This is a genomic window from Streptomyces sp. SolWspMP-5a-2 (genome assembly GCF_900091845.1).
GTDB lineage: Bacteria > Actinomycetota > Actinomycetes > Streptomycetales > Streptomycetaceae > Streptomyces > Streptomyces doudnae.
The window spans coordinates 21285-46291 of record NZ_FMCI01000024.1; the positions used below are offsets into that span (position 1 = coordinate 21285).

Genomic DNA, 25007 nt, shown 5'->3' on the forward strand with positions numbered 1-25007 from the left:
CCGGGTCCCCGGCCCGCCAACGGGCGGGCGCCGGTGGGCCGGAGAGCCCGGGGGCGTCTCCCGCGCTCAGGTCGCGGCGGTGCGGCGGGAGCCGGGGAGGCCGTCGAGGGCGAAGACGGCTCCGGTGCGGGCGGCGAGCAGGCAGGCGTTGGAGAACGTCCGCCGGTAGTTCACCGGGCGGCCGTTCCAGCGGCCGCGGGCGTCCGCGGTGACCGGGGCGTAGAGCGTCGAGCAGTAGAGGTGCCGGTCGGGGACGGCGTCGATGTCGCCCTTGACGGCGCGGAGTTGGGCGCACGCCTCGGCGGCGCGGGCGTGCCCCTGCGGCGGGTCGCAGGAGAGCAGGGTGCCCCGGGTGTCGCTGGAGTGGGCGTCGCCCTTGGTGACCGTCAGATAGAGGTGGTCGCCGCCCGCCCTTGCGGTGGGGCCCGCGTCGGCCGGGGCGGCGCAGGCGAGGAGCAGGGCGGTGGCGGCGAGCAGGGCGCCGGGTACGGGGAAGGTGTTCATTCCCTGTGCATCGGCACCGCGGCCTCGGGACCCCACCCCGGGTCACCCGAACGGGAGCGCTCCCGCGGGTGGCGCAGGGCGAGTTCGAACGCGGCGAGGACCACCCGGGCCTGGTACTCGGCCTGGCGCGCGACGGGTATCCAGCGGGCGCCGCAGTGGTCGCGGTACTCGGCGCACCAGGTGTCGATGAGCCGGTCGAGGGCGGGCCTGACCCCGGCCGGGTCGTGGCCCGCGCGGGTGACGAGCTGGTGCAGGAGTCCCGCGGTGCGCAGCGCGAGGCGGCGGGCGGAGATGCGCAGGGCGGCGAGGTGGCCGACGCTGAGCGGCGGGAGCGGGCGGACGGCGTCGGGGACGTCGGGGTCCCAGGTGTCGGCGAGGCCGGGGCAGACCATCAGGTAGTCGTCGACCGGGGCGAGCAGGCGGGCCGCGTCGGGGAGTCCGGCCAGGTGGGGTCTGAGCCGCGCGGCGATGGTCTCCAGGAGCCGGATGTCCTCGCGCAGGGTGTGGCTCGCGGCGCGCAGCACGGCGGTCGGGTCGGCGGGCGACGCGTTGTCCTCGACGGCGCCCACGCCCCACATGGGGGCTTCGACGACGGCGGTGACCGTGCCGTGCCGGTCGGGGTGGAACCAGGTCGACTCGACGGCGGCCTCGGTGATCGCGGCGGCCAGGTCGCCGGGGCGGGGCGGCGGGATGCGGTAGACGGCGGGGCCGAGGCGGGGCCAGAACAGGGCGTCGTAGGGGCCGAGTTCGCGCGGGACGCCGAGGCGGGCGGCGGTGTGGGCGACGCGCCGGGCGAGGCCGGGCAGGTCGTGGGTGAGTTCGACGAAGCCGCCGCCGACGTCGACGCCGTGCAGGGAGCACTGGAGGAAGGGGCGCAGTTCGTCCTGGAGGTCGAGCAGGGCGCGGGTCTCCGGGAGGGCGGCGGCCGCGGCGCCCGCGGGCAGCCACTCGGGCTGTTCGAGGAAGCCGGGGCGGAAGAAGTTACGGAAGTACCGGCCCAGGGTGTAAGGCCCGGCCAGCCAGCCCTCGTTGTGGCGCAGCCCGTCGGGGTCGACGCTCAGCAGCAGGTCCCAGGTGGCGTCGGCGCCCTCGGTGAGCCGCGGGTCGGCCAGCACGCGTTCGGCGAGGCGCAGCGCGGTGACGCCGCCGACCGGTTCGTTGGCGTGCGGCCCGGCCACCACGAGGGCGTGGCGGCTGCCGTGCCCGACGGAGAGCAGCAGCAGGGGGTGGCCCGCGCGGGAGGTGCCCACCCTGCGCAGCCTGGCCTCCCCGGGACGGTCGGCGGCCAGGGCCGCGGCTCTGGCGCCGAGTTCGTCGGCGGTGAGGTAGCGCAGGAGGGGCGGCAGGGCACACCTCCACGATGGTGGTGTCGTCGGGTCACCTGACGTGTCAGGTGTACGCACAGTCAGTCACGAGTTGCGGGGTACGTCAATACCCGGACGAGGAACGGCATTTCAGCCATATCGGCGGGCGCGGGGATGTGACGGCGGTGCGGGCGGGGTCAGTTCGCGGCGATCCGGAACGTCATGTGCCCGAAGCCGATGAGGTCGCCCTCGCGGACCACGGCGGCGCCGAGGACCCGCCGTCCGTTGACCGTCGTCCCGTTCGAGGAGCCGAGGTCGCGCAGGACCCACATGCCGCCCTGGCGGCGCAGTTCGGCGTGCACCCGGGAGACCGTCTCGTGGGTGAGCCGCAGGCCGTTGGCGGGGTCGCGGCCGATGCGCAGCGGGTGGGTGGAGCCGGGGTGCGGCAGCAGCAGCTTGGGGAGGCGCTCGGCCTGCCAGGCCCGGCGCAGCCGCACGGTGAACCCGGAGACCGCCTCGACCGTCCCGAAGACGAGCCGCGACATCCGGCTCTCGGTGGGCAGATCGGCGGTGAGCACGGCGAGTTCGTCGGGCCTGCGGGCGGAGAGCGCCAGTTCCATGCGGCGGATGTACGTGTCGTGCGACAGCCGTCCCACGGCGACGCCGTCACGGAGCACCTGGAGCGCCTTGTCGCGCTCCGCGTCGGAGATCCGCGCGGGGTACGTGTTGAACTCGAAGGACGACGTCACATCCGTGATTGTCGGGCAGCGACCCCCGGGTGTCCAGAATACGAGCGATCGGTGACCGCACCAGGACATCCGCCGACACCCGGCGCGAAAGGCGGTGATCCGACGGCGGATCGGCCGCGCATGACGCACGATGGACGGACTCCGTCACGTTGGGCAGACGAAGGGGAACCGTCCGTGCAGTTCGAGGTGTGGGCACCGCAGGCCGACCGTGTGACGCTCCGGTGCGATGGCGCCCCGCACGCGCTGGGGCGCGATCCGGACCGCCCCGGGTGGTGGTGCGGCGAGGCGGAGGCGCGGGACGGCACCCGGTACGGCTTCGCGCTCGACGACGGTCCGGTGCTGCCCGACCCGAGGTCCCGCCGTCAGCCGGAGGGACCGGACGGGCCGAGCGCGGTCGTCGACCACGGCCGGTACGCGTGGCGCGCCGAGTGGGCCGGGCTGCCGCTGCCGGGGGCGGTCCTGTACGAGCTGCACGTGGGCACGTTCACCGCCGAGGGGACGCTGGACGCGGCCGCCGAACGGCTCGGCCACCTAGCCGAACTGGGCGTCACGCACGTGGAGTTGATGCCGCTGTGTCCCTTCCCCGGGCGGCACGGCTGGGGGTACGAGGGGGTGTCGCTGTGGGCGGTGCACGAGCCGTACGGCGGACCCGAGGCGCTGAAACGGTTCGTCGACCGGGCGCACGCGCTGGGCCTCGGCGTCGTCCTGGACGTCGTCCACAACCATCTGGGGCCTTCGGGCAACCATCTGCCCGCGTTCGGGCCGTACTTCACCGACACGCACCAGACCCCGTGGGGCTCCGCGGTGAACCTGGACGCGCCCGGCTCGGACGAGGTGCGGGCCTTCCTGCGGGAGAGCGCGCTGGCCTGGCTGCGGGACTACCGCCTGGACGGGCTGCGGCTCGACGCGGTGCACGCGCTGGTCGACACGCGCGCGTGCCACTTCCTCGAGGAGCTGTCGGCGGCGGTGGACGCCCTCGCCGCCGACCTGGACAGGCCGCTGTTCCTGATCGCCGAGTCCGACCTGAACGACCCGCGGCTGATCACCGCGCGCACGGAGGGCGGCCTCGGGCTGCACGCGCAGTGGAACGACGACTTCCACCACGCCCTGCACACGGCGGTCACCGGCGAGTCCCAGGGCTACTACGGCGACTTCGCGCGCGCCCCGCTCGCCGCCCTCGCCAGGACCCTCACCGGCGGCTACTTCCACGACGGCACCTACTCGTCGTTCCGCGGGCGGCACCACGGGCGTCCGCTGGACCGCGCCCGGGTGGCCGGGCACCGGCTGCTCGGCTACGGCCAGACCCACGACCAGGTCGGCAACCGCGCCCAGGGCGACCGGCTCGCCGCGTCCCTCTCCCCCGGGCTGCTGGCCTGCGTGGCGACGCTCACGCTGACCGCGCCGTTCACCCCGATGCTGTTCATGGGCGAGGAGTGGGCGGCGGGCACGCCCTGGCAGTTCTTCACCGACCACACCGACCCGGACCTCGCGGACGCGGTACGCCGGGGCAGGCGGCGGGAGTTCGCGGCGCACGGCTGGGCCGAGGAGGACGTGCCCGACCCGCAGGACCCGGCGACCCGGGACCGCTCCTGCCTCGACTGGTCGGAACCGGCCGCCGGGCCGCACGCGCGCGTGCTGGACTGGCACCGGCGGCTGATCGCGCTGCGCCGCGCCGAGCCCGACCTCACCGACCCGGACCTCGCCGACACCAAGGTGGCGTTCGACGAGGACGGACGCTGGCTCGCCTTCCGGCGCGGGGACGTCCGGGTCGCCGTCAACCTGGCGCCGACCGCCGCGGCGATCCCGCTGGGCCCGCGCGAGGCGACCGTCCTCGCCGCGTGGGAGCCGGTCACCCCGCCGGGCCCGGACGGCGTCCTGCACCTGCCGGGCGAATCCTGCGTGGTGCTCCGGCAGGGGTGAGACGACGGGGACGGGGCCTGCCGGTGGCGGCGGGCGCCCTGTCGGGTGCCGGGCCGGAGACGTCAGGGGTGGTTCTCGTCGCCGTCCTTCAGCTCGGTGACCCGTTCCAGGAGGATCGCCTCCCAGGCGCGGGCGAGCCGGAGCCGCAGGGGCGGGAGCGGGGCGTCGTCCTTGCCGTCGAGGGCCGCCGCGAGGCGCAGCAGCGTGTCGCAGCGGGCCAGCCAGAGACCGCGCAGGCACGGGCGGGCACCGTACCCGGCCAGGGTCGCGGCGCGCACGGCGGCGGGCGAGCCGACGGCGGCCGCCAGTCCGGCGATGTCCTCGGCCGGGTCGCCCAGGACCGCCTCCGTCCAGGCGAGGACGCCCCGCACCCGGCCGTCCGCGCGCACCACGAGGTGGTCCCCGGTGAGGCCGTGGTGGACCAGCACCGCTCCGCCGGGCTGCACGGCGAGCTGCACGGCCGCCCCCGGCGGGAACTGCTGGAGCGCGGCCGGGTCGAACTCGTCGGCCGCCGCGAGCCGTCCCGCGGACTGCACCGCCATGCGGCGCAGCGCCTCGAGGGAGCGCGGCGCGGCCCGGGGCACACCGAGGGTCTCGGCCTGCCGGGCGGGCACGTCGCGCAGGCCGGTGAGCATCCCGGCGAGGTCCGCCTCGCCCACGGCGGAGACGTCGTGCTCCCCGGCGGTGCCGCCGGGCACCACCGTGTCGAGGGTGTAGGCGAGGCCGGGCGCCCATTCGCCGTGCGCGACGCTGGTCGGCACGGCGACCGGCAGATGCGGCCGGACGAGGTCCCGCAGCCGCAGCTCGCGGCGGCGCCGGGCGCTGTCCGCGCGGTCGAGGGCGAGGCGCAGCACATGCCGGCTGCCGACCCACCAGGTGGAGTGCCCCTCTCCCCCGGCGACGGGCCGCACCTCGGGCCCCGGACGGCCGTCGGCCCCCGGGGACTCCTTGAGCAGGGTGCCGACCAGCCGTCGCACGGCGTCGGCGGTGGGCGCCGGGGTGGACCCGGGCCGGTCCGGGGGTGAGGGGGTCGCCTCGGGCATGGTCGTACCGCCGCCGCTCAGTTCACCACGACCAGTTCGCGGGTGGTGTCGTTCAGGCGCCGCCCGCCGTCCTCGGTGACCGTGACGATGTCCTCGATCCGGACGCCGAAGCGGCCGGGCAGGTAGATGCCGGGCTCCACGGAGAAGCACATCCCGGGGACGAGCGGCTGCTCCTCGCCCTCGATCATGTAGGGCGGCTCGTGGGTGGTGACGCCGATGCCGTGTCCCGTGCGGTGGATGAAGTACTCGCCGTACCCGGCGTCCGCGATGACCTGGCGGGCGGCCCGGTCGACGTCCTGGCAGGCCGCGCCGGGCCGCACCGCGCGGAAACCGGCCTCCTGGGCGGCCCGCACGATGTCGTGGACCGCGCGCTCCTCGTCGTCGGGCTCGCCGACGTGGACGGTGCGGGAGGTGTCCGAGCCGTAGCCGTCCTTGAGTCCGCCGAAGTCGAGGACGACCATGTCGCCGTCCTCGATGACGCGGTCGCCGACCTCGTGGTGCGGGTTGGCGCCGTTGGGTCCGGACGCGACGATGGTGAAGTCGACCTGCGCGTGCCCGAACCGGCGCAGCAGCCCGGCGAGGTCGGCGCCGACCTCGGACTCCCGGCGGCCGGCGAAGGGGACCGTGCGGATCTCCTCGAACGCCGCGTCGGCGGCCGCCCCGGCCGCCGCCATCAGCTCCAGCTCCGCCGCGTCCTTGACGGCCCGCAGCATCGGCAGGGCCTCGGTGAGGGCAGTGTGGGAGGTGTCGGGCAGCGCGCGCTGGAGCCCGAGCAGGTGCAGGGCCCAGGCGTTGTCGCTGACCCCGTAGCGGCCGGTGCTGTCCAGCAGGGCGGCGGTGGCGGCGTAGGGGTCCTTGCCGTCGGTCCAGTCCCGCAGGCTCAGCGCCTCGGCACCGGGCGCGCGGGCCGCGTCCGGGGCCTCCAGGGTGGGCACGACCAGGACGGGCGGGCGGTCGGGGGTGAGCACCAGGAGGGTGAGCCGCTCGGTGATCGCGGTGGGCGCGTAGCCGGTGAGCCACACCAGGTCGGGTCCGGGTGCCACGAGGAGTCCCGCGAGTCCGGCGTCGGCGGCGGCACGGGCGGCGCGCTCCATGCGGGACCGGTAGTCGTCGGCGGTGAAGGACGTGGGCGTGCGGCCGGACATCCGGGCCTCCCTGGACGGCTGTGGAGAAACCAAAGGCTACGGGCAGCATCCTGCCCGCCGTACGGGGGCCGCGCGAGCCGATCGGGGGCGGGGCGGGGGCGCGGGACGGATCGAAAGGGGGCGCGGGGGCGCGGGGCGGAGTGATCGGGGGTGGTCGCAGGGGGTCGTCGGGGGGGCGGGCTGGTCGGGGCGGTCCTCTCCATTGCGGGGCGGCCCGTGGCGGCTCGCGGGGGTGGTCAGACGACGACGCCCGGGACGACCGTCAGCCGCTGGTAGGCGCCGTCGCGGTGGCGGACGGTCAGGGTGATCCGGGTGCCGGGGCGGGCGCGGGCCACCTCGCGGGCGAGGTCGGTGGTGGAGGCGACGGGGGCGGAGCCGAAGGCGAGGACGACGTCGCCCCTGATCAGGCCCGCCGTGTAGCCGGGGCCCGGCACGTGCACGGCGACGATCAGGGCGCCGGGCCGCTCGGTGTCCACGACCTCGACGCCGAGGGTCACCGGGGCCCCGGCGGGGGTGACCCGGACGGCGATCCGGGCGCCCCCGGTCGGCCCGGGGAGCGGGGCGGGCCGCGACGCCGTCCGCCCGCGCGCGTCCAGCAGGGTGGTGCCGACGGTGCCGAGACCGACGCCGGTGAGCAGCAGGACCGTGCCGACGCAGAGGCCGAAGAGGGTCGACCGCAGCCGTCTGGCCCGTCCTCCGGCCGCGTGCGAGCGCGGCGACGGCGGACCGGGGTCGGGTGCCTCGGGGGTCCCCCGCCGGTCGGGGGACCCGTCCGGGCCCGGTGCGGCGGTGGTCCGGGGCCGTTCTCCGCCCGGCATCGGCCTGGGACGTAACGCGGTGTGTTCCATGAGGCGCCTCCGGCTGATCCCCTACCCGCCGGACGCGCGCCCCACGAGCCACGAACGGGTGAGACGGCGCCGCACCCGGCGCACCCCCGCGACCGAACCGCCCGGCCGCCCTCCCCGCTCAGCCGACGGACACGGAGGCGGGGGTGGGCGTGGCGGGCGCGGTGGGCGTGGCGGGGGTGGCGAGGACGGCGGGGTTGGCGGGGGTTCCGAGGACGGCGGGGGTGGCGGGTGTCGGTGCGGGGACCGGCATCGGGACCGGGACCGCCGGGGCGCGGTCGGGGCGGAATCCGTGGGTGCGGCGGCCCAGGTACTCCGCCTTGTAACGGTCCACCTCGCGGTGCCAGTTGAGGATGCCCGCCATCCAGTGCTCCAGGTCGCGCACATAGGCGTCCATCGCCCGGCGGGCCTCCGCCGAGAGGTCGAAGTCCTCGTAGACGACAGGCAGTTCGTGTGCGACGACGTGCTGGAACTGCCGCATGCGCTGCGTCATGAGGTCGTGGACGACGGCGAGCGCCGAGGGGTAGTCGACGCCGAAGAAGTTCTGCACGACCAGGATCGCGTTGTGGATCTCGCCCTCGAACTCGATCTCCTTCTGGTAGGAGAAGACGTCGTTGGTCAGGCAGGCGTAATCGATGGCCGCGTTCTCCAGGGAGCGCACCGGACCGCTGCGGTAGACCTCGGGCGGGACGGCGGGCCCCGCGCCCATGCGGCACAGGTCGAGGGTGAGGTCGGAGCCGAAGGTGCTGCGCCGCATCTCCAGGTAGTCCACCGGGTCGGGGACCCGGTTCTGGAGCTGGTTGGACAGCTCCCAGACCCAGCTCTCGGTCATCTTGTCGACGGCGTCCTTGAGCGAGCGCCGGTTCTCGACGCTCATCCCCACCGTGGTGAGCGCCCACAGGTCGATCAGGCCGCGCTCCATGCCGTTGACGGGCACGAGCACCGGCTCACCCTCGATCGGCATGCACGCCGAGAGGCGGCGGGTGACCAGGTGGGCGGCGGCGAGGTCACGGCGGTGGCCGAAGACCAGCGGGTAGTAGTCGTCGCCGTAGGTGCCCCAGGCCAACCACCGCGCGCTGAGGTCGAGTTGCTCGGGGGTGGCGTCCGGGTCGATGCCCGCCGAGCAGAGCGGCAGGTCGGCGGCGGCGAGCCGGTCCTCGTCCCAGACGCCCTCCTGGAGCATGCCCATGGCGTGCATCCACTCCACGAGGTGGACCCGCGCGGCGTCGAGGTGCGGGCTCAGCTCGACCTGGAACGGCATGTGGAAGTCGGGCAGCAGCGACGGTCCGACCTTCTGGTACGGGACGTGCGTGAACGCGCGCAGCCGTTCGGACCCGGCCGCCGAGAGCAGCGCGCGGACGTCGGCCGCCGAGGTGCCGGGGCCGGTCGGCGCCGACCAGGGCGTGGTGGCCCGCGCGCGGGCGTTCATGTACCGGCTGGAGCGCATGTGCCACTCGTGGCCGCCGGCCTGCCAGTCCTGAAGGCCCTGCGTGTACTTGGCGACCGCCAGCGCCTGCGCGGGGTCGAGGCCCTTCTCCAGGGCCACGGCGGGCACTTCGGTGAGCGCGGAGTGCTCGAACTGGTGCAGCCGCGAGGTGAGGACGTCGTTGACGATCTCGGCGGCCTCCTGGGTGGCGCAGCCGAAGAACGTCTCCAGGACGAGGACACCGTTGCTCAACTCGCCCTCCTCCTCGACCTCCCGCTGGTAGGAGAAGAGGTCGTTGCGCAGGTGGACGGCGTCGGAGAACGTCTCCATCAGCACCCGCAGCGGCCTCGACCCGGCCACCGACGCGGGCACTTCGGCGGTGGCGTACTCCACCAGCCCCGCCGACCAGGGCGCCCCGCCGACCTTGCGGCGCATCTCGATGTACTCGACGGGGTTGGCGATCCGCCCCTCGTTGATGTTGGACAGCTCCCACAGCGACTCGTTGAGCAGATGCTCGGTGGCCGTCGCGAACCGGCGCCGCCAGTGCGCGGACATCGCCGGGACGGTGCGCCGCCACAGGTCGGCGAGGCCCGCCTCGACGGGGTTGCGCGGCTCGGGCATCGGGGTGGCCAGGTCCATCGGCATGAAGAGGGGCAGCCGGTCCAGGTACTCCTTGCCGCCCGCCCGGTCCTGGGAGCGCTTGAAGATCTCCAGGAAGTGGTCGTCGAAGAAGAAGACCCACACGTACCAGTCGGTGATCAGCGACAGCGCCTGACCGTCGCACTCGGGGTGCGTGTAGGCGCACAGCAGACCGTAGTCGTGCGCCTCCAGGTCGGTCTGGTCCCAGACCCCGGACCCTTCCAGCATGCCCATCTCGCGCGCCCACTCGGTGGAGTGGGCGCGCGCTTCGTCGAGGTGCGGGTTCAGCCGCGCGGGATACGGCATGTAGAAGTGCGGGAGTTCGAAGGGCTGCTGCGTCATGGCCGGGCCCTACCCGGGCCCCCGGAAGGGCATCCACCGGCGGGGACATGATCACACCATCGCGTGAATCGCGCGGGAAACGAGGTGCTCGGGGAGCCTCGTGTGACGCCTGTGGGGGCGCAGACGTTCGAGCGGAGGACCGGCGGACAGATCAGGACAGGACGGCGGGACATTCCGGAGCCATGCCCGCAATCCGCCGCGCGCGCAAGTCCCTTGCCGGGCCTCGCGGTTCAGGTGGCGCGGTGCGCTTCCGCCGCCCTAGGCTCGATCGCCACATGGAAGCCGGCCGGCCGTCACGGCCCGGGGGAGGTAGGCCGTCATGACCAGGACACCACTGCGCGCCGAACTGCTTTTCGCCCAGGATGTCTCCGCGCGGGACGAACAGCACATGGTGGCCCTCATGGCCGAGTTGGGGGCCCCGGCCGCCCAGGTCAGGCGGAGCGTCGGCCACCGGGGTCCGGAGGAACTGCACTGGCTGGTGCTGGCGTCCCTCCCCTTGCAGGCCTTCCTCTCCGGGATCGGCGCGGAGGCGGTGAAGGACGCGTACCGGGGGCTGGCGAACCTGGTCGGACGTCTCACCCGCCGCTCCGCGTCGCCGGGCGCGACGCCGCGGCCGGTGGTGCTCCAGGACGAGCGCAGCGGGGTGCGGGTGGTCCTGGAGGGCGACCTGCCGCCGGAGGCGTACCGGGAGCTGGCCCTGCTCGACCTGTCGCGGTTCGCCCTCGGCCCGGTCCACTGGGACAGGGCCCTCGGCCGCTGGCGCTCCGAGCTGGACGAGGCGGCGGGCTGAGGCGAGGCACGCGGTGGCGTGCGGGGACGACGCGGATCAGGGAACGGGGGCCGGGATCAGGATGCCGCCGAGGGAACCGGAGCAGACCCGACGGGCCTGCGAGCGGGCGGAGTCCCTGCTCGAAACGGGCCGCACGGACGCCGCGGCCCACGCCTTCCGAGAGGTACTGGCGAGCCTGGGACCACTGGAGGACGGGGACGACGCCGGGGGGCCGGTGGGGCGTGCGGGGGTGTGGGACGTGGGGGTTTCGGGGGGCGTGGGGGGTTCGGGGGGCGGCTGGGGGTTCGGGGGGCGCTGGGGGTTCGGGGGGCGCTGGGGGTTCGAGAGAGCCCGGGGATTCGCGGGGGCCCGGGGATTCACGGGGGCCCGGGGTCGGTGCCGTCGGGGTGGGGGCGGAGTCCCGTCCGGTCGACGGTGGGTGCCTCTCCCCCGGTCAGCTCGGCGCGCGGGCCCATGTCGGGCTCGGGCGGGTGCTGTTGCGGGCCGGGGAGGCGCGGCGGGCGGAGAAGGAGTTCCGGCGGGCCGCGCGCTTACGTCCGGCCGATCACGCGCCCGCCTACTGGCTGGGGTGCGCCGCCGCCCACCGGGGCGAGTTCGAGACGGCCGAGGACAGGTTCACCCGACTCCTGGAACGCCGACCCGGGGACGGTCCCGCGCTGGTCCAGCGCGGCTACACCCGGGTGCGTCTCGGGCGCCCCGCCGACGCCGTCGCGGACCTGCGCGCCGCCGCGGGGGTCGGCTGCCTGGACGCCGAGGCCCGCTGGGTACTGGCCGCGCTGTCCGGCGGCACGGCACGCGAGGTGGCTCGCCTGCTGGCCACGGCGGCACGGGCCGCGCTGAGCGGCGGCGCGGGCGCGTCGGCGGGCGGCTGCGGAGAGCGCCACGGGCGCGCCGACGTGGGGATGGCCACCGGCGGCGGCGAGTCGGACGGGTCCGGAATCGGGATCGGTCCGTCCGATGCCGGGACCTGCCAGGCCGGTGTCGGGACTGACGGGTCCGGTGACGGGGCCGGTCGGTCCGGCGTCGGGACTGACGGATCAGGTGACGGGTCCGGGCGGTCCGGCGTCGGGACTGACGGATCAGGTGACGGGTCCGGTCGGGCGGGCGGGCGGGGCGATGGGGCGGGCGGCGGCCTGAACTCCCGATCCGGCGCCGACGATGACGGCCGAGGTCGCGCACCCCGTGACCGCGAACGGGGTCCGGGCGCGGCGGACTTGGGATCCTCGTCCAGGCGGCTGCCGCGTCCGGGGTCCCCGGCGGAGGGCACCGGCCGAGCCCCCGTCTCGGGCCCCGGAGGCCGGGCCGGGGGCCACGGCGACGCCGGTAACCGTGCCGCCGGGAACCCCGCCTCCGTCTCCACCCCCCGTGAGCACCCACGTCACCGCGCTCCCCGGTCCGCCGCGCGGCCGCTCCTCGGTACCGGGTCGTCCGGGGCCCCACCCGGCGACCGGGCCGTCGTCGACTGGGACAGGGCCGTGTCCCTGCTCGACCGGGCGCGGCAACTCGACCCGGACGAGACGGACTTCGTGGTGCCGCACGCCGTGGCGCTCTGTCTGGGCGGGCGGCGGGAGGACGGGCTCGACCTGCTCGCCTGGGCGTCCCGTCGCGCCCCCGCCGACCGGCGGCTCGGCCATGCCTTCGCGGTGATGGCCTGGCACGCGCTCGGCCCGGCCGACCGCACATCTCTGGCCTGGCGGCGCTGTGTTGCCCTGTGGGCCGGGCTATTGCACGACCCCGGGTTCTGGGAGGCGTACCGCGCGGGGGCCGCCGCCCGCTACGGCACGCCCGTCACCGACGACGAACTCGGCGTGCTGCGGGCCGACCTGCTCACCCGGCTCGAAGCGCGGATGCCGGAGGCCGACCCCGTGGTCCGCCCCTCCCCCGAGATCGTCCTGGAGCGCGAGTCGGAGGCGGCGCGGCTGCTCGCGGAGGCGGGCGGGCTGTCGTGGACGGGCGCCGCCGGGACCGTCGTCTGCGGGCCGCTGCGGATCGTCGAGCTGGGGCGGGAGGCGGAGTTGGGGGCGTTCGTCGCGGCGGCGGGCGAGGCGGCGGCGGAGCTGCGGCAGGCCTTCTCGCACCTCGGGTTCGCCCACGCCCTGCTCCGTCTCGACCGTCCCGCGGAGGCACTCGCCGCGCTGTCGGGGCTGCGCTGCCCGAGCTGCCGTGCTCGGGGCGTCCCGAGCGATCACGCGCGGCGGCCTGGCGACCAGCACGAGCGGGACGGCGCCGGTGCGGCGGGCGCGCGAGGCGACGCCGTCACCGGGGGTGCTCCCCGGCCGCCCGTCCTCCGACCCGCCGACCTACCGGAACACGCGACCGCTCCCGCACGCGCGCCGGGCCCGCCCCCACCGGCGACCCCACCGACACCGCCGGGCCCGGCCGCACCGGCGACCCCACCGACCCCACCGACACCGCCGGGTCCGGCCGCACCGGCGAACTCGCGCACGCCATCAGGCCCGGCTGCACCGGCCAACCCGCCCACACCATCAGGCCCGGCCACGCCAGCGGGCCCACACACACCATCAGCCCCAGGCACACCGCCCAACCCGCCCACACCGGCAGACCCAGACACACCAGCCACCCCACCCGCACCGCCAGCCCCAGTCACACCATCGAGCCCACCCACCTCACCGGGCCCACTCGCAGCATCGAGCCCACCCACCTCACCGGACCCACTCACACCATCGAGCCCACCCACCTCACCAGGCCCATCCGCACCACCGGCCCCGGCCGCACCAGTGGGCCCGCCCGCCTCACCGAACCCCCCGCCGGGGCCCCCGGCCCCGCTCCCCGCGTCGGGTCCACCGCCGGGTCCGCCCGTTCCGCCGTCCTCGCCCGGCGCCGCCGCCCGGCCCTCTCCCTCGGCGGCACCCTCGCAGGCCGCCCCGCCCGCTCGACCGGTCCGCCCCGCCGCATCCGGCCGGTCCGCCGCGTCCACCGGGCGCGTCCAGCCCGCGGAGTCGGCTCGGTCGCGGCGGGCCGCCGTCTGTGATCCGGGGTGTCCGCACTTCGACGGCCGCAACCCGGCCTACGCCGGACTCCCCGACAAACGGGAGCGGTTGCTCGGCGACGCGCGGAGCGTCGCGCTGGCCGCGCGGCTCGCGCAGGGGCGGGCCGCGCTCTCCCCGACCGGCCCCGACATCCTCACCGCGGCGCTCAGTTGGCGCCGCGCCCTCGCGCACGCGGAGGCGCTCGGGAAGCGGCCGGAGGTGGAGGCCGTCGTCGCGGACACCGCGCTCGCCGCCGCCCGGACCCTGCACAGGGCCGGTGACATGCAGGGCTCGGGGGCGACCCTGGAGGCCGCCTGGACGCTGCTCGGGGAGGACGGACACGACCGTCTCAAGGGGCAGTTGGCGAGGGTGCTGACCGACAGGGCCATCGCGCAGGCCAACCGGGCGAGGGAGCGGATGGAGACCCCGGCGGCGGACCTGCGCCGTGCCGTCGCGCTCAACCCGCACCTGCTGCGCGCCCAGTTGAACCTGGGCGTCGCCCTGCACATCCTCGGCGCGCAGATGCGCTGGTCGGGGAGTCTCGCCGGGGCGGTCAGGAGCTGGCAGGAGGCCGCCGACCGGCTCACCGCCGCGCTCGTCCACTTCCCCGGCGACCCGGAACTCACCGCGCTCAGGGATCTGGTCAGGCGCGATCTGGCCCTGGTTCACTCGGAGTTGGAGCAGGGGCGGATCGGGGGTCTGCCGGAGTGATGGAGTACGAGGAACTGCGGGTCAGGATCCGCCCGGTGGGCGTCCGGCGTCATGTCCTGACGGTCGGCGGGGTGGGCGGCGGCGCCGAGCTGCTCACCGTGGGCGACCGGGCCGAGGAGTACCGGGCGCGCTGGGAGCAGGTGGTCGAGGCCGACCTCGGTCACGCCCCGCTGCGCGGGGTGGACCCGGCCTCCCGGCTGCGCGACCTGGGCCGGGACGTCTTCGCGCTGCTCGGCCCGACCGTCGCCGAGTGTCTGCGGGCCGCGCACGAGCAGGTGCGGGCCATGCAGCCGGAGCGCGGGCTGCGGCTGCGGTTCGACCTGCCGCCCGAACTGCGCGCGCTGCCGCTGGAGACGTTGTGCGGGCCCGCGACCGATCCGGGCCAGTCGGCGGCACTCCAGGACGGGGTGTCGCTGGTGCGGTCGCTGCCGGGCAAGCCGGTGGGCCGACGGCTGCCCGGACACCTGGACGCGCCCAGCAAGATCCGGCTGCTGGTCGTGCACGCGGCGCCGGACGGCGCGGAGCTGCCCGTCGCCGAGGGCGAAGTCACGTCCGTGCTGGCGGAGTTGCCGCAGGTGGCGGTGGAGACGACGGTGGTGCGGCCGGCGACCAGGGAACGGCTGGAGCGGGCCCTCGGGGAGGCGTCCGACCTGCCGACGGCGGTGCTGCTGATCGCGCACGGGTCGTACGACCGGGATCTGCGCAAGGGGTTCGTCCATCTGGAGACGCCGGACCGCGCGGTCGATCCGGTGCCCGCCGACCTGCTCAGCGGCATGCTGCTGCGCGCTCCCCTGCTGCGGCTGATCGTGCTCAACCTCTGTTCGAGCGGCGAGAGTGCGCACAGCGAGCCGTTCTCGGGGCTGGCCCAGGCGCTGATCGGCGGCGGGGTACCGGCGGTCGTCGCCATGCACGGCAAGGTCAGCGACCGTTCCGCCGGACTCTTCGGACCGGAGCTGCTGAAGGGCGTCGCGGTCAACCGGACCGTCGACGAGGCGATGGCCGCGGCCCGGCGCCGGATCTCCTACCAGCCGGGGCACACCGTCGCCGAGTGGGCGACCCCGGCGCTGTTCCTGCACGAGGAGTGCCGGCACGGCTGGCTGTTCAAGGCGCGCGAGGTGCGGGACGGCGCCCATGAGGCTCCGGACCCGCTGCGCCGCGGCGCGGCGGCCTGGAAGGCATACGACGACCCCACCGGGGACGTGCTCGCGAGCCAGCTCATCGAGGCGGCGCGCCACCAGCGTCAGCGGCGCGACTGGGTCGTGGTGCGCCGCATCCTGGACACCGGCACCAAGGTCTTCCACGCCGAGCAGGAGATGCTGCGGCGCGAGGCGGCGTACGAGCTGGCCTGGCCGAAGGTCGAGGAACTCTGCCGGCACCTCGCGGAGGGCCGCCGGGACCGGACCGCGGGGACGCTGGACGCGATCCGGCAGGCCCTGCCGCGCGGCGAACGGGCCTGGCTGCCCGTGCTGGCCGAGGAGGTGCGGGGTCTCGAACGGCTCACCGGGCTCCTCGATCGCGCCCGCGCGGCGGAGCGGGCCGCGGACTGGACGGCGGTGCTGCGACTCGGCGGGGAGATCCTCACCGAGCGGCCCGACGGGTTCGCCGACACCGAACGGCTGTGCGGCACCGCCGACTTGGAGGTGGCCGTCGCCGGGTTCTGCGCCCGCGCGGAGGAGGCGTGCGCCGCAGCCGACTGGACGGGCGCGGCGGACGCCTGGGGCGAGGCGCTGGCGCTGCGCGCGGACCACGGTCCGGCGCTGGCGGGCACGGCGTACGCGCGGGGCCGCACGGCGGAGTCGGCCGGGGACTGGCCCGCCGCGGCGGACGCCTTCGGCATCTGCCCGGGGCTGTACGACGCGGCGGCGCGCGGCGCCTTCGCGCGGGGGCGCGCCGCGGCCGCCGACGACGACTGGGCCGGGGCCCACGAGGCGTTCCGCACGGCCCGGGACCACACCACCGTGAACCCGGCGGCGCAGGCCCCGGACTCCCCGGCACCGCCCGCACCTCCCCGCCCAACCTCGGGGACGTCCTCGCCCCAGCCCTCGCCCCCGCCCCCGAGCCCGGAGTCGACCCCGTCCCCCTCCGCCAACGGCCACTCGACACCTGCGGCCCCCGACAACAGACCCGACACCCCGCCCCCTTCGGCCCCCGACAGCACCGAGGCCGCGCACCCCACGGCATCCCCAGCCAACACCCCACCCCCGCACCCCACTTCGCCCCCCGCACCCGACGCTCCCCCCTCCCCCGGTCTCTCCGACTGGGTCGGGTACGCGGCCGGGCGGGTCGCCGAAAGCGGGGAGCGGTGGGCGGAGGCCGAGGGACTGTTCGGCGGTGTCGTCGGGTTCGCGGACGCCGGGCTGCGTGCTTGTCACGCGCGGGGCCGGGCGGCGGCCGAGGCGGGTGCCTGGGCGAGGGCGCTCGCGGCGATGGAGGCGGCCGTCGCGGAACGGGCCGCGGTGACCGCGTCGCACCCCGTCCCCGCGGGCGCGGCCCCTGCCACCGGCGACGCCGACCGGTTGCCCGAACCGGCAGCCTGGCTCGGGGAGTTGCGGGCGCGGGTGTACGAGGAGGCCGTCGCGGCGGCCGACGCCGGTTCGTGGGAGGAGGCGTCGGCCGCGCTGCGGCTGCTGCCCGACGACCACGAGGACGTGGCGCGTCGGCGCCGGTTCGCGCGGGGACGGGCGGCCGAGGCGCGCGGCGAGTGGACCGGCGCGGCGGAGGCGTACCGGGAGGCGGACCACCCGGACGCCGGGTTCCGGCGCCGGTACGCCCTCGGCCGGGCCGCCGTGCTGGCCGGTGAGTGGGGCGCCGCGTGCGAGCACTTCGCCCAGGTGCCGGGTCACGTCGACGACTTCCCCGAGCCGCCCGCCCCGCTGCTGCTGTACGCCCGGGGCCGGGACGCCGCCGCGCGGGACGACTGGAAGGCCGTCGTCGAGGACTTCGGCGGGCTGCCCGACAGCCACGCGGACGGGGACGTCGGCCACCGCCGCCGGTACGCGCGGGCCCGGCTCGCCGAGCGGCAGGACGCGACCAGGCCGGACACCTGGACCGCGGTCCTCGGGCACCTGGACGGCGTCCCGGACGAGGCCCTGGGCGGCGCGGTGGGGCTGCTGCGGCGCAAGGCGACGGCGCTGCACGCGCTGAGCCTGGGCGAACTGGAGCGGGCGCGCGGCCCGTTGGAGCCGTACGCGGACGTCGACGACGAGTTCGCGCTGCTGCACGGGTACGTGCTGGCGCGGCTGGCCGAGCGGGACGAGGAGTGGGCGGCGGCGCTCACCGGCTACCGGGGGCTGCCCGGGACGCACGCCGACGTGGCGCCGCGCACCCGGTACGCGGCGGCGCGGGTCGCCGAGGGGACGGCGGCCGGGGCCGCGGAGTGGCGGGAGATCGCGGCGGCCTACGAGGAGTTGGCGGCCTCCTTCGCCGACGACGGCGGGTTCGCGGACACCGTCGTGCGGGCCGGGTACGCGCGGCTGCGGCTCGCCGAGGCCGAGGAGGACTGGGCCGAGGTGTGCCGGGGCGGTGCCGCGCTGCGCGGTCACGCGGACGCGCCGCTGGTGACGGCGTACGCGCGCGGGCGGCTCACGGAGGCCGAGCGGGACTGGCGGCGGGCCGCGGACGCCTTCACCGGGTGCGGCACGTACCGGGACGCCCCGCTGCGGCTCGCCCACTGCGCGGGACGGCTCCTGGAGGAGCAGGGCCGGTTCGCGGCGGCCGTCGAGTCGTACGGGCGGGCCGGTCCCGGGCACGAGGGGGCGCGGGCCCGCGCCGCGCGGCTGCGGGGCGTGCTGCGGCTGTCGTGGGTGGAGGGGACGGTGGGCGAGCCGCTGGTGGCGGACGCGTTCGCGCTGCTGGACGGCACCTTCCCGTACCGGGCGCTGCGGGACGCCGGGATCGGGCCGGGCTCCTCGATCGCGGAGGTGGACAACGTGTCGTACCTCCTGATGGAGCGTCACCGGGCCAACGGGTGGCCGTGGGAGGAGCGGGAGGCGTGGAACCGGCTGCGGAACGCGGGCAGACGGCTGGAGCTGGACGCGCTGCTGTACCGCTGGCACGCGCCGACGGCGATCCGGGAGGCGGTGGCGCGGCTGGCGCCCGACGAGGCGTCCGATCCGCTGGAGGCGCTCTGCGCGCGGTTCCCGAAGGACGCCCCGCTGCTGCTGCTCGTGGCGCGCGGCCGGGACGCGGGGATCGAGGCGTGGCGGGAGCGGCTGGAGCGGGCGCCGGGGGACATGGCCGTGGTGCACGCTCTGGCGGTGGCCCGGCTGTGGCAGGCGCGGGAGTCGGAGCATCACGGGGCGTGGGAGCACGCGGTGCCGGTGTGGGAGGAGGCACTCGCGTTCTGGGCGGCGCTGCTCGGGGACGCCCGGTACTGGGAGGGCTGGCGGGCCGAACGCGCGGCCTGCTACCGGCATCCGGTGTCCGCCGCCGACCTGACGAAGCTGCGCCGGGACCTGGGGCTGTGGCTCTCGGACCGGCTGACCGCGGGCGAGCAGGGCCACCTCGACCAGGACCGTCCCGAACAGGCGGCCGCGTACCGCGAGTTGACGGCGTTGTTCGAGGCGGAGCTGGCGGGGGCGCGGGTGCTGCGGGAGGCCGGTGGGCTGCCGTCGCTGCCGGGCGGCGGCCGGGCCCCGGCCTGCGGTCCCCGGTTCGCGCGGATGCTGGGGCTCCAGGAGTCGCTGGCCGAGCGGGTCGCCGAGCTGAGCGCGGGCGCGCGGCACGGGGACGAGCCGGGCGAGTTCACGGTCCGCCGGGTGCGGTGGGCGTTCTCGGCGCTGTCCCCCGCGGCGACGCTGGTGGAGGCGAGGCGGTTCGAGGAGGCGCTCGCGGCGCTGCCCGCGCTGACCGGTCTGACGGAACTGCCCGCGGACTGCGCCGGTCCGGGCGCGGCGGCCGATCCGCGGGCGCATGTGCGGGAGTGCGTGCACTGCCGGGGGTTCGTGGAGCGTGATCCGGCGTATCTGCGGCTGCCGCGCCGGTACGCCCGGTTCGCGCAGGACGGTGCGGCGCTCGCGGTGCAGGCCCTGCTGTCGCTCGCGCAGACGGCGCTCACCGGCGGCCCGGACGGTCTGGACGCGGCGCTGGCGCACTGGGCGCGGGCGCTGCGGATCGCGGGGCGGGCCGGGATGCGGGCGCGGACCGAGGGGGCGGTGGTGCAGATGCTGCTGGGGCGGATCGACGCGCTGATCGACCGGGACGCGGAGGACCGGGACGCCGCCCTGGACGAGGCGGTGGCGCTGGCGGACCGGGTGCGGCCGGTGCTGCGGCCGCTGGCGGGCGATCTGGCGGGGCAGTTGGACGCGCAGTCGTCGCTGGTGCTGTCGATGCGCGGGGTGTGGCGGGCGTCGACGCGGGGCCGGTACGGGCTGCCGCTCGACGTCCCGGCGGCGGAGGCCGATCTGCGGCGGGCGCTGGAGCTGAACCCGGAGTCGGGGCACGCGCGGGACAACCTGGTGCGGTGCCTGGTGTTCAACCTGGACGAGCGGACGGACGACCCGGTCGGGCGGCTTGCGGTGCTGGAGGAGTCGATCGCGCTGCTGCACACGGGGTTGCGGCAGGAGCTGGCGCGGGGCTACCGGGAGACGTTCGGGGAGACGCTGAACCTGCTGGAGCGGCTGGTGTCGGAGCGGATCGGCATCGACGGGCTCGCGGAGCTGATGCGGTCCATGGCGCAGGAGCAGCCGGTCGCCGAGCGCGAACTCGCGGCGCTGGCACAGTCGTTGACGGAACGGGCGCGGCGGTCGCTCGATGTGCCGGGCGAAGTGCCGCTGGCGGTGCATCTGCTGGTCAGGGCGGCGCGCACGGACCCGCGTTCGGCGGCGGTGCGCGGGGTCCTGCTGGCAGCGGTCGGGCGCTGGCGCGCGGTGCTGGGGGCCGTCGAGGGTGAGGAGGAGCACGCATGAGGATCGAGGATCCGGCCGACGGCGGCGCGTCGCCCTACGCGGACCTGGCCCCGGTGGGGGTGACGCCGTGGACCACGCACGCGGCGATGCAGGACGTGTCGTTCGCGCTCCAGGAGCGGTCGCTGATGAACGCCCGCACCCAGCAGGCGTGGAACGACCTGCGCTCGGTCCGCCGCAGGCTGCTGTTCGACCTGTACGTGTACGACCTCGGCGACGGCCCCGGGGACGGGAGCCCCGCCGGGCCGCCGCCGGAGCCGGGCGGGACACCCCCGGCCGGGCCGGTCCCCGGGGCCGCCCCCGGACCCCGCACGGCCCCCGTGGCCACGGATGCCGCACCGGACAGCACCGGGCCGGACAGCGGTGGGCCGAGCAGCACCGGTCCCGGGGCTGCTCCCGGGACCGGTCGTACGGCCCCCGGGGCGGTCGGGCCGCCGCCCTCGTGGGCCGTGCGGCTGCTGGACGACCTGATCCGGTTCGACCGGTGAGCGCGGGGGACGCGGTGGCCGGGTCCGGCCGGGAGGCCGCACGGCTCGGCTACGAGCACACCAGGGAGCTGGCCGCCCGCGACGCGGCCCACCGGGCGCACCGGGAGCGGCTGTTGCTGCTGTGCGCGGACGCCCTGGACGGCTTCGACCGGCTGCTCGCCGACGGCGCCGACCGGGACGCCGCTGCCTACCGGCGTCATCTGCGGCTGCTGGCGGCGGAGTTGGAGAGCGGGCTGCGCGGTGAGGGGCTGGAGCCGATCGGGGTGGTGGGCGAGCGGGCCGACCCCGCGACCCATCACGTCGTCGAGGTGCGGCCGTCGGGTTCGGCGGGCGAGGACGAGGTCGTCGAGGTGGTGCGGCGCGGATACGGGGACCGGGGGCGGCTGCTGCGGCCCGCGCACGTGGTGGTCGCCGTCCCCGGGCCGCGGCCGGGCCGTGACGGCGCGCAGGCGGAGAACAGCGAGGGGGAACGGGAATGACGGCGATCGGGATCGACCTCGGCACCACCAACAGCGTGGTGGCGCACTACGACGCGGCCCAGCAGGAGAGCAGGGTGGTCGCCAACGGGGAGAGCCAGAACCTCACCCCGTCGGTGGTCGGGGTGCTGCGCCGGGACGGCTCGGAACAACTCCTGGTCGGCAGCGACGCGGTGAACTGGGCGGAACGGCAGCCCGCCGACACCGTCGTCTCCGTGAAGCGGCTGATGGGACGGGACTTCACCGACCGGAAGGTCACCGAGGCGCGGCAGCGGCTGAGTTACCGGATCGTGCCGGGCCAGGACGACGATCCGCGCGCCCACGTCCAGTTCGCCGGGCGGACCACCACCCCGGCCGGGGTGTCGAGCGCCATCCTGGGCAAGCTGGTCACGGACGCCGGGCACGTCCTGGGCGACGAGGTGACCCACGCGGTGATCACCGTGCCCGCCCACTTCAAGGACGCGCAGCGGGCGGCGACCCGGGAGGCGGCGGAGCTGGCCGGGATCACCGTCAAGAAGATCATCGACGAGCCGACGGCGGCGGCGATCGCGTTCGGCATGGACAAGCGGGCCGGTGAGCGCAGCCGCATCCTCGTCTACGACCTGGGCGGCGGCACCTTCGACATCTCGGTCCTCGACGCGACCAAGGGCGCGGACGGGACGGCCCAGTTCACGGTCCGCAAGTTCGCGGGCGACGACTGGCTCGGCGGCGACGACTTCGACATGGCGCTGGTGGAGCGGATCGCCGCCTGGGTCAGGGACGACTGCGGGATCGACCCGTCGCAGGACCCGCGGTTCCTGTTCGTCGCGAAGCGTTCGGCGGAGCAGGCGAAGCGGCAGCTCAACAGCCTCACCGAGACCCTGATCAGCATCCCGGCCGGGTTCCGCACGGAGGACGGCATGGTCGTCGACGTCCATATGGCGGTGACGAGGGCGGAGTTCAAGGAGTGGACCCGGCCGCTGGTGCGCCGCACGATGGACCTGGTCAGGGAGACCCTGGATCTCGACGGCCTGACGCCCGCGCAGATCACCGACGTGCTGCTGGTCGGCGGCGGGACGCTGGCCCGGCCGGTGTACGAGACGGTGGAGGCGTTCTTCGGGCGCGACAAGGTCCGCCGGAACATCAACGCGATGGAGTGCGTGGCGCTCGGCGCGGGCGTCCTGGCCGGGACCCTGGACGGCGTCGAGTGCCCGGTGCAGGACTGCGGCGAGGTCAACGACGAGGCGCAGGGCGTCTGTTCGCGGTGCGGCAGCAGCCTCGCGCACGCCCGCACGGTGGGCAGCACCGGCCTGTACGAGGTGACCGGCGTCGACATGGGCATCGCCGCGGTGCGCGGCTCCCAGCGGGACGTGTTCGTGCCGATCATCGAGAGCGGGACGTCGTACCCGATGCGTGATCCGCGCACCAAGCGGTTCCAGGCGACGGACAGCCGGCTGATCCGGGTGCCGGTGTACGAGGGCACCAGCCCGATCGCCAGCGAGAACGACGAGCAGGGCGTGGTGGAGTTCGAACTGCCGCAGCAGATCGAGCTGCACCGGCCGGTGGAGGTGTCCTTCAACTACGACGCCAACCGCACGATCACGGTCACCATCACCGTGCCGGGCACCGGGATGAGCCTGGAGGCGCGGCCCCGGCGGGAGAAGCCGCGCACCCTGCCGCCCGCCCCGGTCCTCGAACCGGACAGCGCGACGCTGCGCCAGCGTCTGGAGATGGCCCGCCGGGACACCGAGAAGTTCCTGCTGCGCTACGGCGACTACGTCGACGACGCCCAGGACATGAAGGTGCGCCGGGACATGCAGCAGGCCGAGCAGGTGCTGCGGCAGGCGGAGAGCGGCGAGTACCAGCGGATGACGGAGCTGCTGGTCGCCGACATGTACAACCACTGCGGCTACGCGAGCCAGTTCCTGCACGCCGAGGAGGCCGCGGACGGTGCGCCCCCGGAGACCACGAGACTGATCAACGAGGCGGTCGGCTACGTGAAGCAGGCGCACGACGAGGGCAACCGGATGATGACGATGCAGCAGGCCCGCGCGCTGGCCAACCTGGTGGCGCAGGCGTACGACGCGCGCCGGGTGTCGGCGCTGCGCGACTCGGAGCGCTTCGACGGCATCCTGCGGGTGCCCGACGACGCGGGGGACGCGTGAGGGCGCAGGGGGACGGCGCCGCGCCCGGTCCGGGGCTCGGTCTCGATCTCGGGAGCACCGCGCTGCGGGTCGCGTTCGGGCCGCCGGGCGGGCCGGTGCGCCGGTTCGCGCTGGCGGGCGGGCAGTGGCCGGGGCTGCTGTGCGAACCGGCCGTGGCGGGCCCGCTGCCGGTGACGTTCACCAGTCTCAAGAGCCGTCTGGGCAGCGGCCGTCCGGTGCGGGTGGACGGGATGTCGGTGCCGCCGGAGGACGTCCTCGCCGGGGTGCTGCGGGTGGTGCGGGAGCGGGTCGAGGACGCGTCGGGGGCCCGGATCGGGCAGACGGTGGTGAGCGTCCCGGTGTCCTACCGCTCGACCCAGCGCACCGCCCTGCTGGAGGCGGCGCGGGCGGCCGGGCTGTCCGAGGTGCGGCTGATCGGCGACGCGATGGCCGCCGTCGTCGGGTACACCGAGGGCCGGGGCTCCAGCACCTGTCTGGTCTACGGGCTCGGGTACCAGGGTTTCGAACTGGGCCTCGTGCGGGGGGCGCGGGGAGCGCTACCGGGCGCTCGGGCACGAGTCGGCGACCGGCACCGGCGGCCGGGTCTTCGACGACGCGGGGCTCACCGCGGCGCTGCGGGCGGTGCGGGGCAGGCCGCTCGCGCCGGACCCGGACGACGCGTGGTGGCTGCGGCTGCGGGAGCGGGTGGCGCGGGTCAGGGAGGATCTGGGCGCGCCGGGCGGCGGCGCGGGCGGCCTGCTGGAGATCGACTGCGGTGACGGCGGCACCGTCCAGCTCGGCTTCGACCTGGTGCGTCTGACCACGTACCTGGAGCGGCACGCGCGGCGCACGCTCGACCGGGCGCGGACGCTGCTCGACCAGTCCGCGATGACCGCGAGGGACGTGGACACGCTGCTCCTGGTGGGCGGCGGCACCCGGCTCGCGGCGGTCGGTGCGGCGGTGCGGGGGCTCGGCCGGGAGATCGTCCGGGCCCCTGACGACCTGCTCGCGCACGGCGCGCTGGTGCACGCCGCGCAGTTGGCGGGGGCGCCGCCCGGCGGGATCGAGGGGCTGGCGCCGACCGCGGCCGCCACGGGCGACGACACGCTCGCGGACGCCCCCCGGCTGTCGGTGACCCTGCTTCCCCCCGCCCCTCCCCCGGCACCGGACCCACGGGACCCGGGGTACCGGGGCGGATCGGGGGACCCGGGTGACACCGGGTACCAGGGCGCGTCGCGGGACGTGGACGGGTCCCGGGAACTTGGCGGTGCCGGTCGCCGGGGCCGGTCGCCGGAGACGGCCGGGCTGGACGTGGCGCGGGCCAGGAAGCTGGCCGGGGACGGGCGGGTCGAGGAGGCGCGCGCGCTGCTGGAGGCGATCCTCGCCGAGGCGCGCCGGACACTCGACGACCTCCGGCGGTCCGCCACCGCGCCCCCCGGGGAACAACCGGGCACCCCGCACGGCCCACAGGGCTCGGCCGCCGTCCCCGACGAACAGCCGGACGCCCCCACCGGCAGCAGTCCACGGCCCCGCGCCCCGCCCGGCGACCGGACCCTCCGCACCGGCGGCAGCCCCCCGGTGAGCGACCGGACGGTCCTCTCGACCAGCC

General features: G+C 76.1%; 17 protein-coding genes and 1 pseudogene. 9 read left to right on the forward strand and 9 right to left on the reverse strand.

Going from position 1 to position 25007, the window contains the following annotated elements:
- Positions 1 to 66: 66 nt before the first annotated feature.
- The 3 genes from GA0115242_RS01275 to GA0115242_RS01285 form a co-directional block, all read right to left on the reverse strand.
- Positions 67 to 504, reverse strand: a complete 438-nt coding sequence (locus GA0115242_RS01275; RefSeq protein WP_093823569.1) for an SSI family serine proteinase inhibitor — start codon at positions 502 to 504, stop codon at positions 67 to 69.
- Positions 501 to 1850 carry a M14 family zinc carboxypeptidase gene (locus GA0115242_RS01280; protein WP_202554819.1) on the reverse strand — a complete coding sequence of 450 codons (1350 nt, stop codon included), beginning with the start codon at positions 1848 to 1850 and terminating at the stop codon, positions 501 to 503. Before GA0115242_RS01280 ends, GA0115242_RS01275 begins: the two co-directional genes overlap by 4 nt.
- Positions 1851 to 2005: 155 nt before the next feature.
- On the reverse strand, positions 2006 to 2557 hold the full coding sequence (locus GA0115242_RS01285) for a DUF1707 and FHA domain-containing protein (RefSeq protein ID WP_093823574.1): 552 nt from the start codon (positions 2555 to 2557) through the stop codon (positions 2006 to 2008).
- 174 nt (positions 2558 to 2731) lie between these two features.
- Here GA0115242_RS01285 and treZ point away from each other — a divergent pair, with 174 nt between their 5' ends.
- Positions 2732 to 4477 carry a malto-oligosyltrehalose trehalohydrolase gene (gene treZ / locus GA0115242_RS01290; RefSeq protein WP_093823576.1) on the forward strand — a complete coding sequence of 582 codons (1746 nt, stop codon included), beginning with the start codon at positions 2732 to 2734 and terminating at the stop codon, positions 4475 to 4477.
- Positions 4478 to 4539: 62 nt separating this feature from the next.
- Here treZ and GA0115242_RS01295 read toward each other — a convergent pair whose 3' ends face one another.
- From GA0115242_RS01295 to cyc2, 4 genes are all read right to left on the reverse strand, one after another.
- On the reverse strand, positions 4540 to 5520 hold the full coding sequence (locus GA0115242_RS01295) for an aminoglycoside phosphotransferase family protein (protein ID WP_093823578.1): 981 nt from the start codon (positions 5518 to 5520) through the stop codon (positions 4540 to 4542).
- A 17-nt stretch (positions 5521 to 5537) separates the two neighbouring features.
- The gene (locus tag GA0115242_RS01300) at positions 5538 to 6665 is read right to left on the reverse strand and encodes an aminopeptidase P family protein (protein ID WP_093823580.1); all 1128 of its coding nucleotides are present in this window, start codon (positions 6663 to 6665) and stop codon (positions 5538 to 5540) included.
- A 236-nt stretch (positions 6666 to 6901) separates the two neighbouring features.
- Positions 6902 to 7513 carry a PDZ domain-containing protein gene (locus GA0115242_RS01305; protein ID WP_093823583.1) on the reverse strand — a complete coding sequence of 204 codons (612 nt, stop codon included), beginning with the start codon at positions 7511 to 7513 and terminating at the stop codon, positions 6902 to 6904.
- Between the two features lie 118 nt (positions 7514 to 7631).
- Positions 7632 to 9917 (reverse strand): germacradienol/geosmin synthase Cyc2, encoded by a 2286-nt coding sequence (gene cyc2 / locus GA0115242_RS01310; protein WP_237548542.1) that lies wholly within the window; start codon positions 9915 to 9917, stop codon positions 7632 to 7634.
- A gap of 319 nt (positions 9918 to 10236) precedes the next feature.
- On the opposite strand from cyc2, the gene GA0115242_RS01315 reads away from it, so the two are divergent.
- Positions 10237 to 10707 (forward strand): hypothetical protein, encoded by a 471-nt coding sequence (locus GA0115242_RS01315; RefSeq protein WP_093823584.1) that lies wholly within the window; start codon positions 10237 to 10239, stop codon positions 10705 to 10707.
- A 530-nt stretch (positions 10708 to 11237) separates the two neighbouring features.
- On the opposite strand, the gene GA0115242_RS40510 is transcribed toward GA0115242_RS01315, so the two are convergent.
- Both GA0115242_RS40510 and GA0115242_RS40515 read right to left on the reverse strand, forming a co-directional pair.
- Positions 11238 to 11591: a hypothetical protein gene (locus tag GA0115242_RS40510; RefSeq protein WP_161352928.1), complete on the reverse strand. Its 354-nt coding sequence runs from the start codon at positions 11589 to 11591 to the stop codon at positions 11238 to 11240.
- 837 nt (positions 11592 to 12428) lie between these two features.
- Entirely contained in the window at positions 12429 to 12800 is a 372-nt protein-coding gene (locus tag GA0115242_RS40515) for a hypothetical protein (protein WP_161352931.1), read from the reverse strand.
- Between the two features lie 966 nt (positions 12801 to 13766).
- Here GA0115242_RS40515 and GA0115242_RS40520 point away from each other — a divergent pair.
- The 7 genes and pseudogenes from GA0115242_RS40520 to GA0115242_RS41190 form a co-directional block, all read left to right on the forward strand.
- Entirely contained in the window at positions 13767 to 14408 is a 642-nt protein-coding gene (locus tag GA0115242_RS40520) for a hypothetical protein (RefSeq protein ID WP_107461318.1), read from the forward strand.
- Positions 14408 to 20314, forward strand: a complete 5907-nt coding sequence (locus tag GA0115242_RS42275; protein WP_093823586.1) for a CHAT domain-containing protein — start codon at positions 14408 to 14410, stop codon at positions 20312 to 20314. Before GA0115242_RS40520 ends, GA0115242_RS42275 begins: the two co-directional genes overlap by 1 nt.
- A complete protein-coding gene (locus GA0115242_RS40200) occupies positions 20311 to 20799 on the forward strand; it encodes a hypothetical protein (RefSeq protein WP_141721445.1) in 489 nt (162 codons plus the stop codon). The genes GA0115242_RS42275 and GA0115242_RS40200 overlap by 4 nt, the downstream gene beginning before the upstream one ends.
- Positions 20796 to 21278: a nucleotide exchange factor GrpE gene (locus GA0115242_RS01340; protein ID WP_161352934.1), complete on the forward strand. Its 483-nt coding sequence runs from the start codon at positions 20796 to 20798 to the stop codon at positions 21276 to 21278. The genes GA0115242_RS40200 and GA0115242_RS01340 overlap by 4 nt, the downstream gene beginning before the upstream one ends.
- Entirely contained in the window at positions 21275 to 23419 is a 2145-nt protein-coding gene (locus GA0115242_RS01345; protein WP_093823592.1) for an Hsp70 family protein, read from the forward strand. Before GA0115242_RS01340 ends, GA0115242_RS01345 begins: the two co-directional genes overlap by 4 nt.
- A gap of 221 nt (positions 23420 to 23640) precedes the next feature.
- Positions 23641 to 23946 (forward strand): annotated as a pseudogene (locus GA0115242_RS41400) (Hsp70 family protein); the annotation flags it as partial.
- Positions 23947 to 24040: 94 nt separating this feature from the next.
- Positions 24041 to 25007, forward strand: a 967-nt coding sequence (locus GA0115242_RS41190) for an Hsp70 family protein (protein WP_256089343.1), incomplete at its 3' end; no start/stop codon positions are given.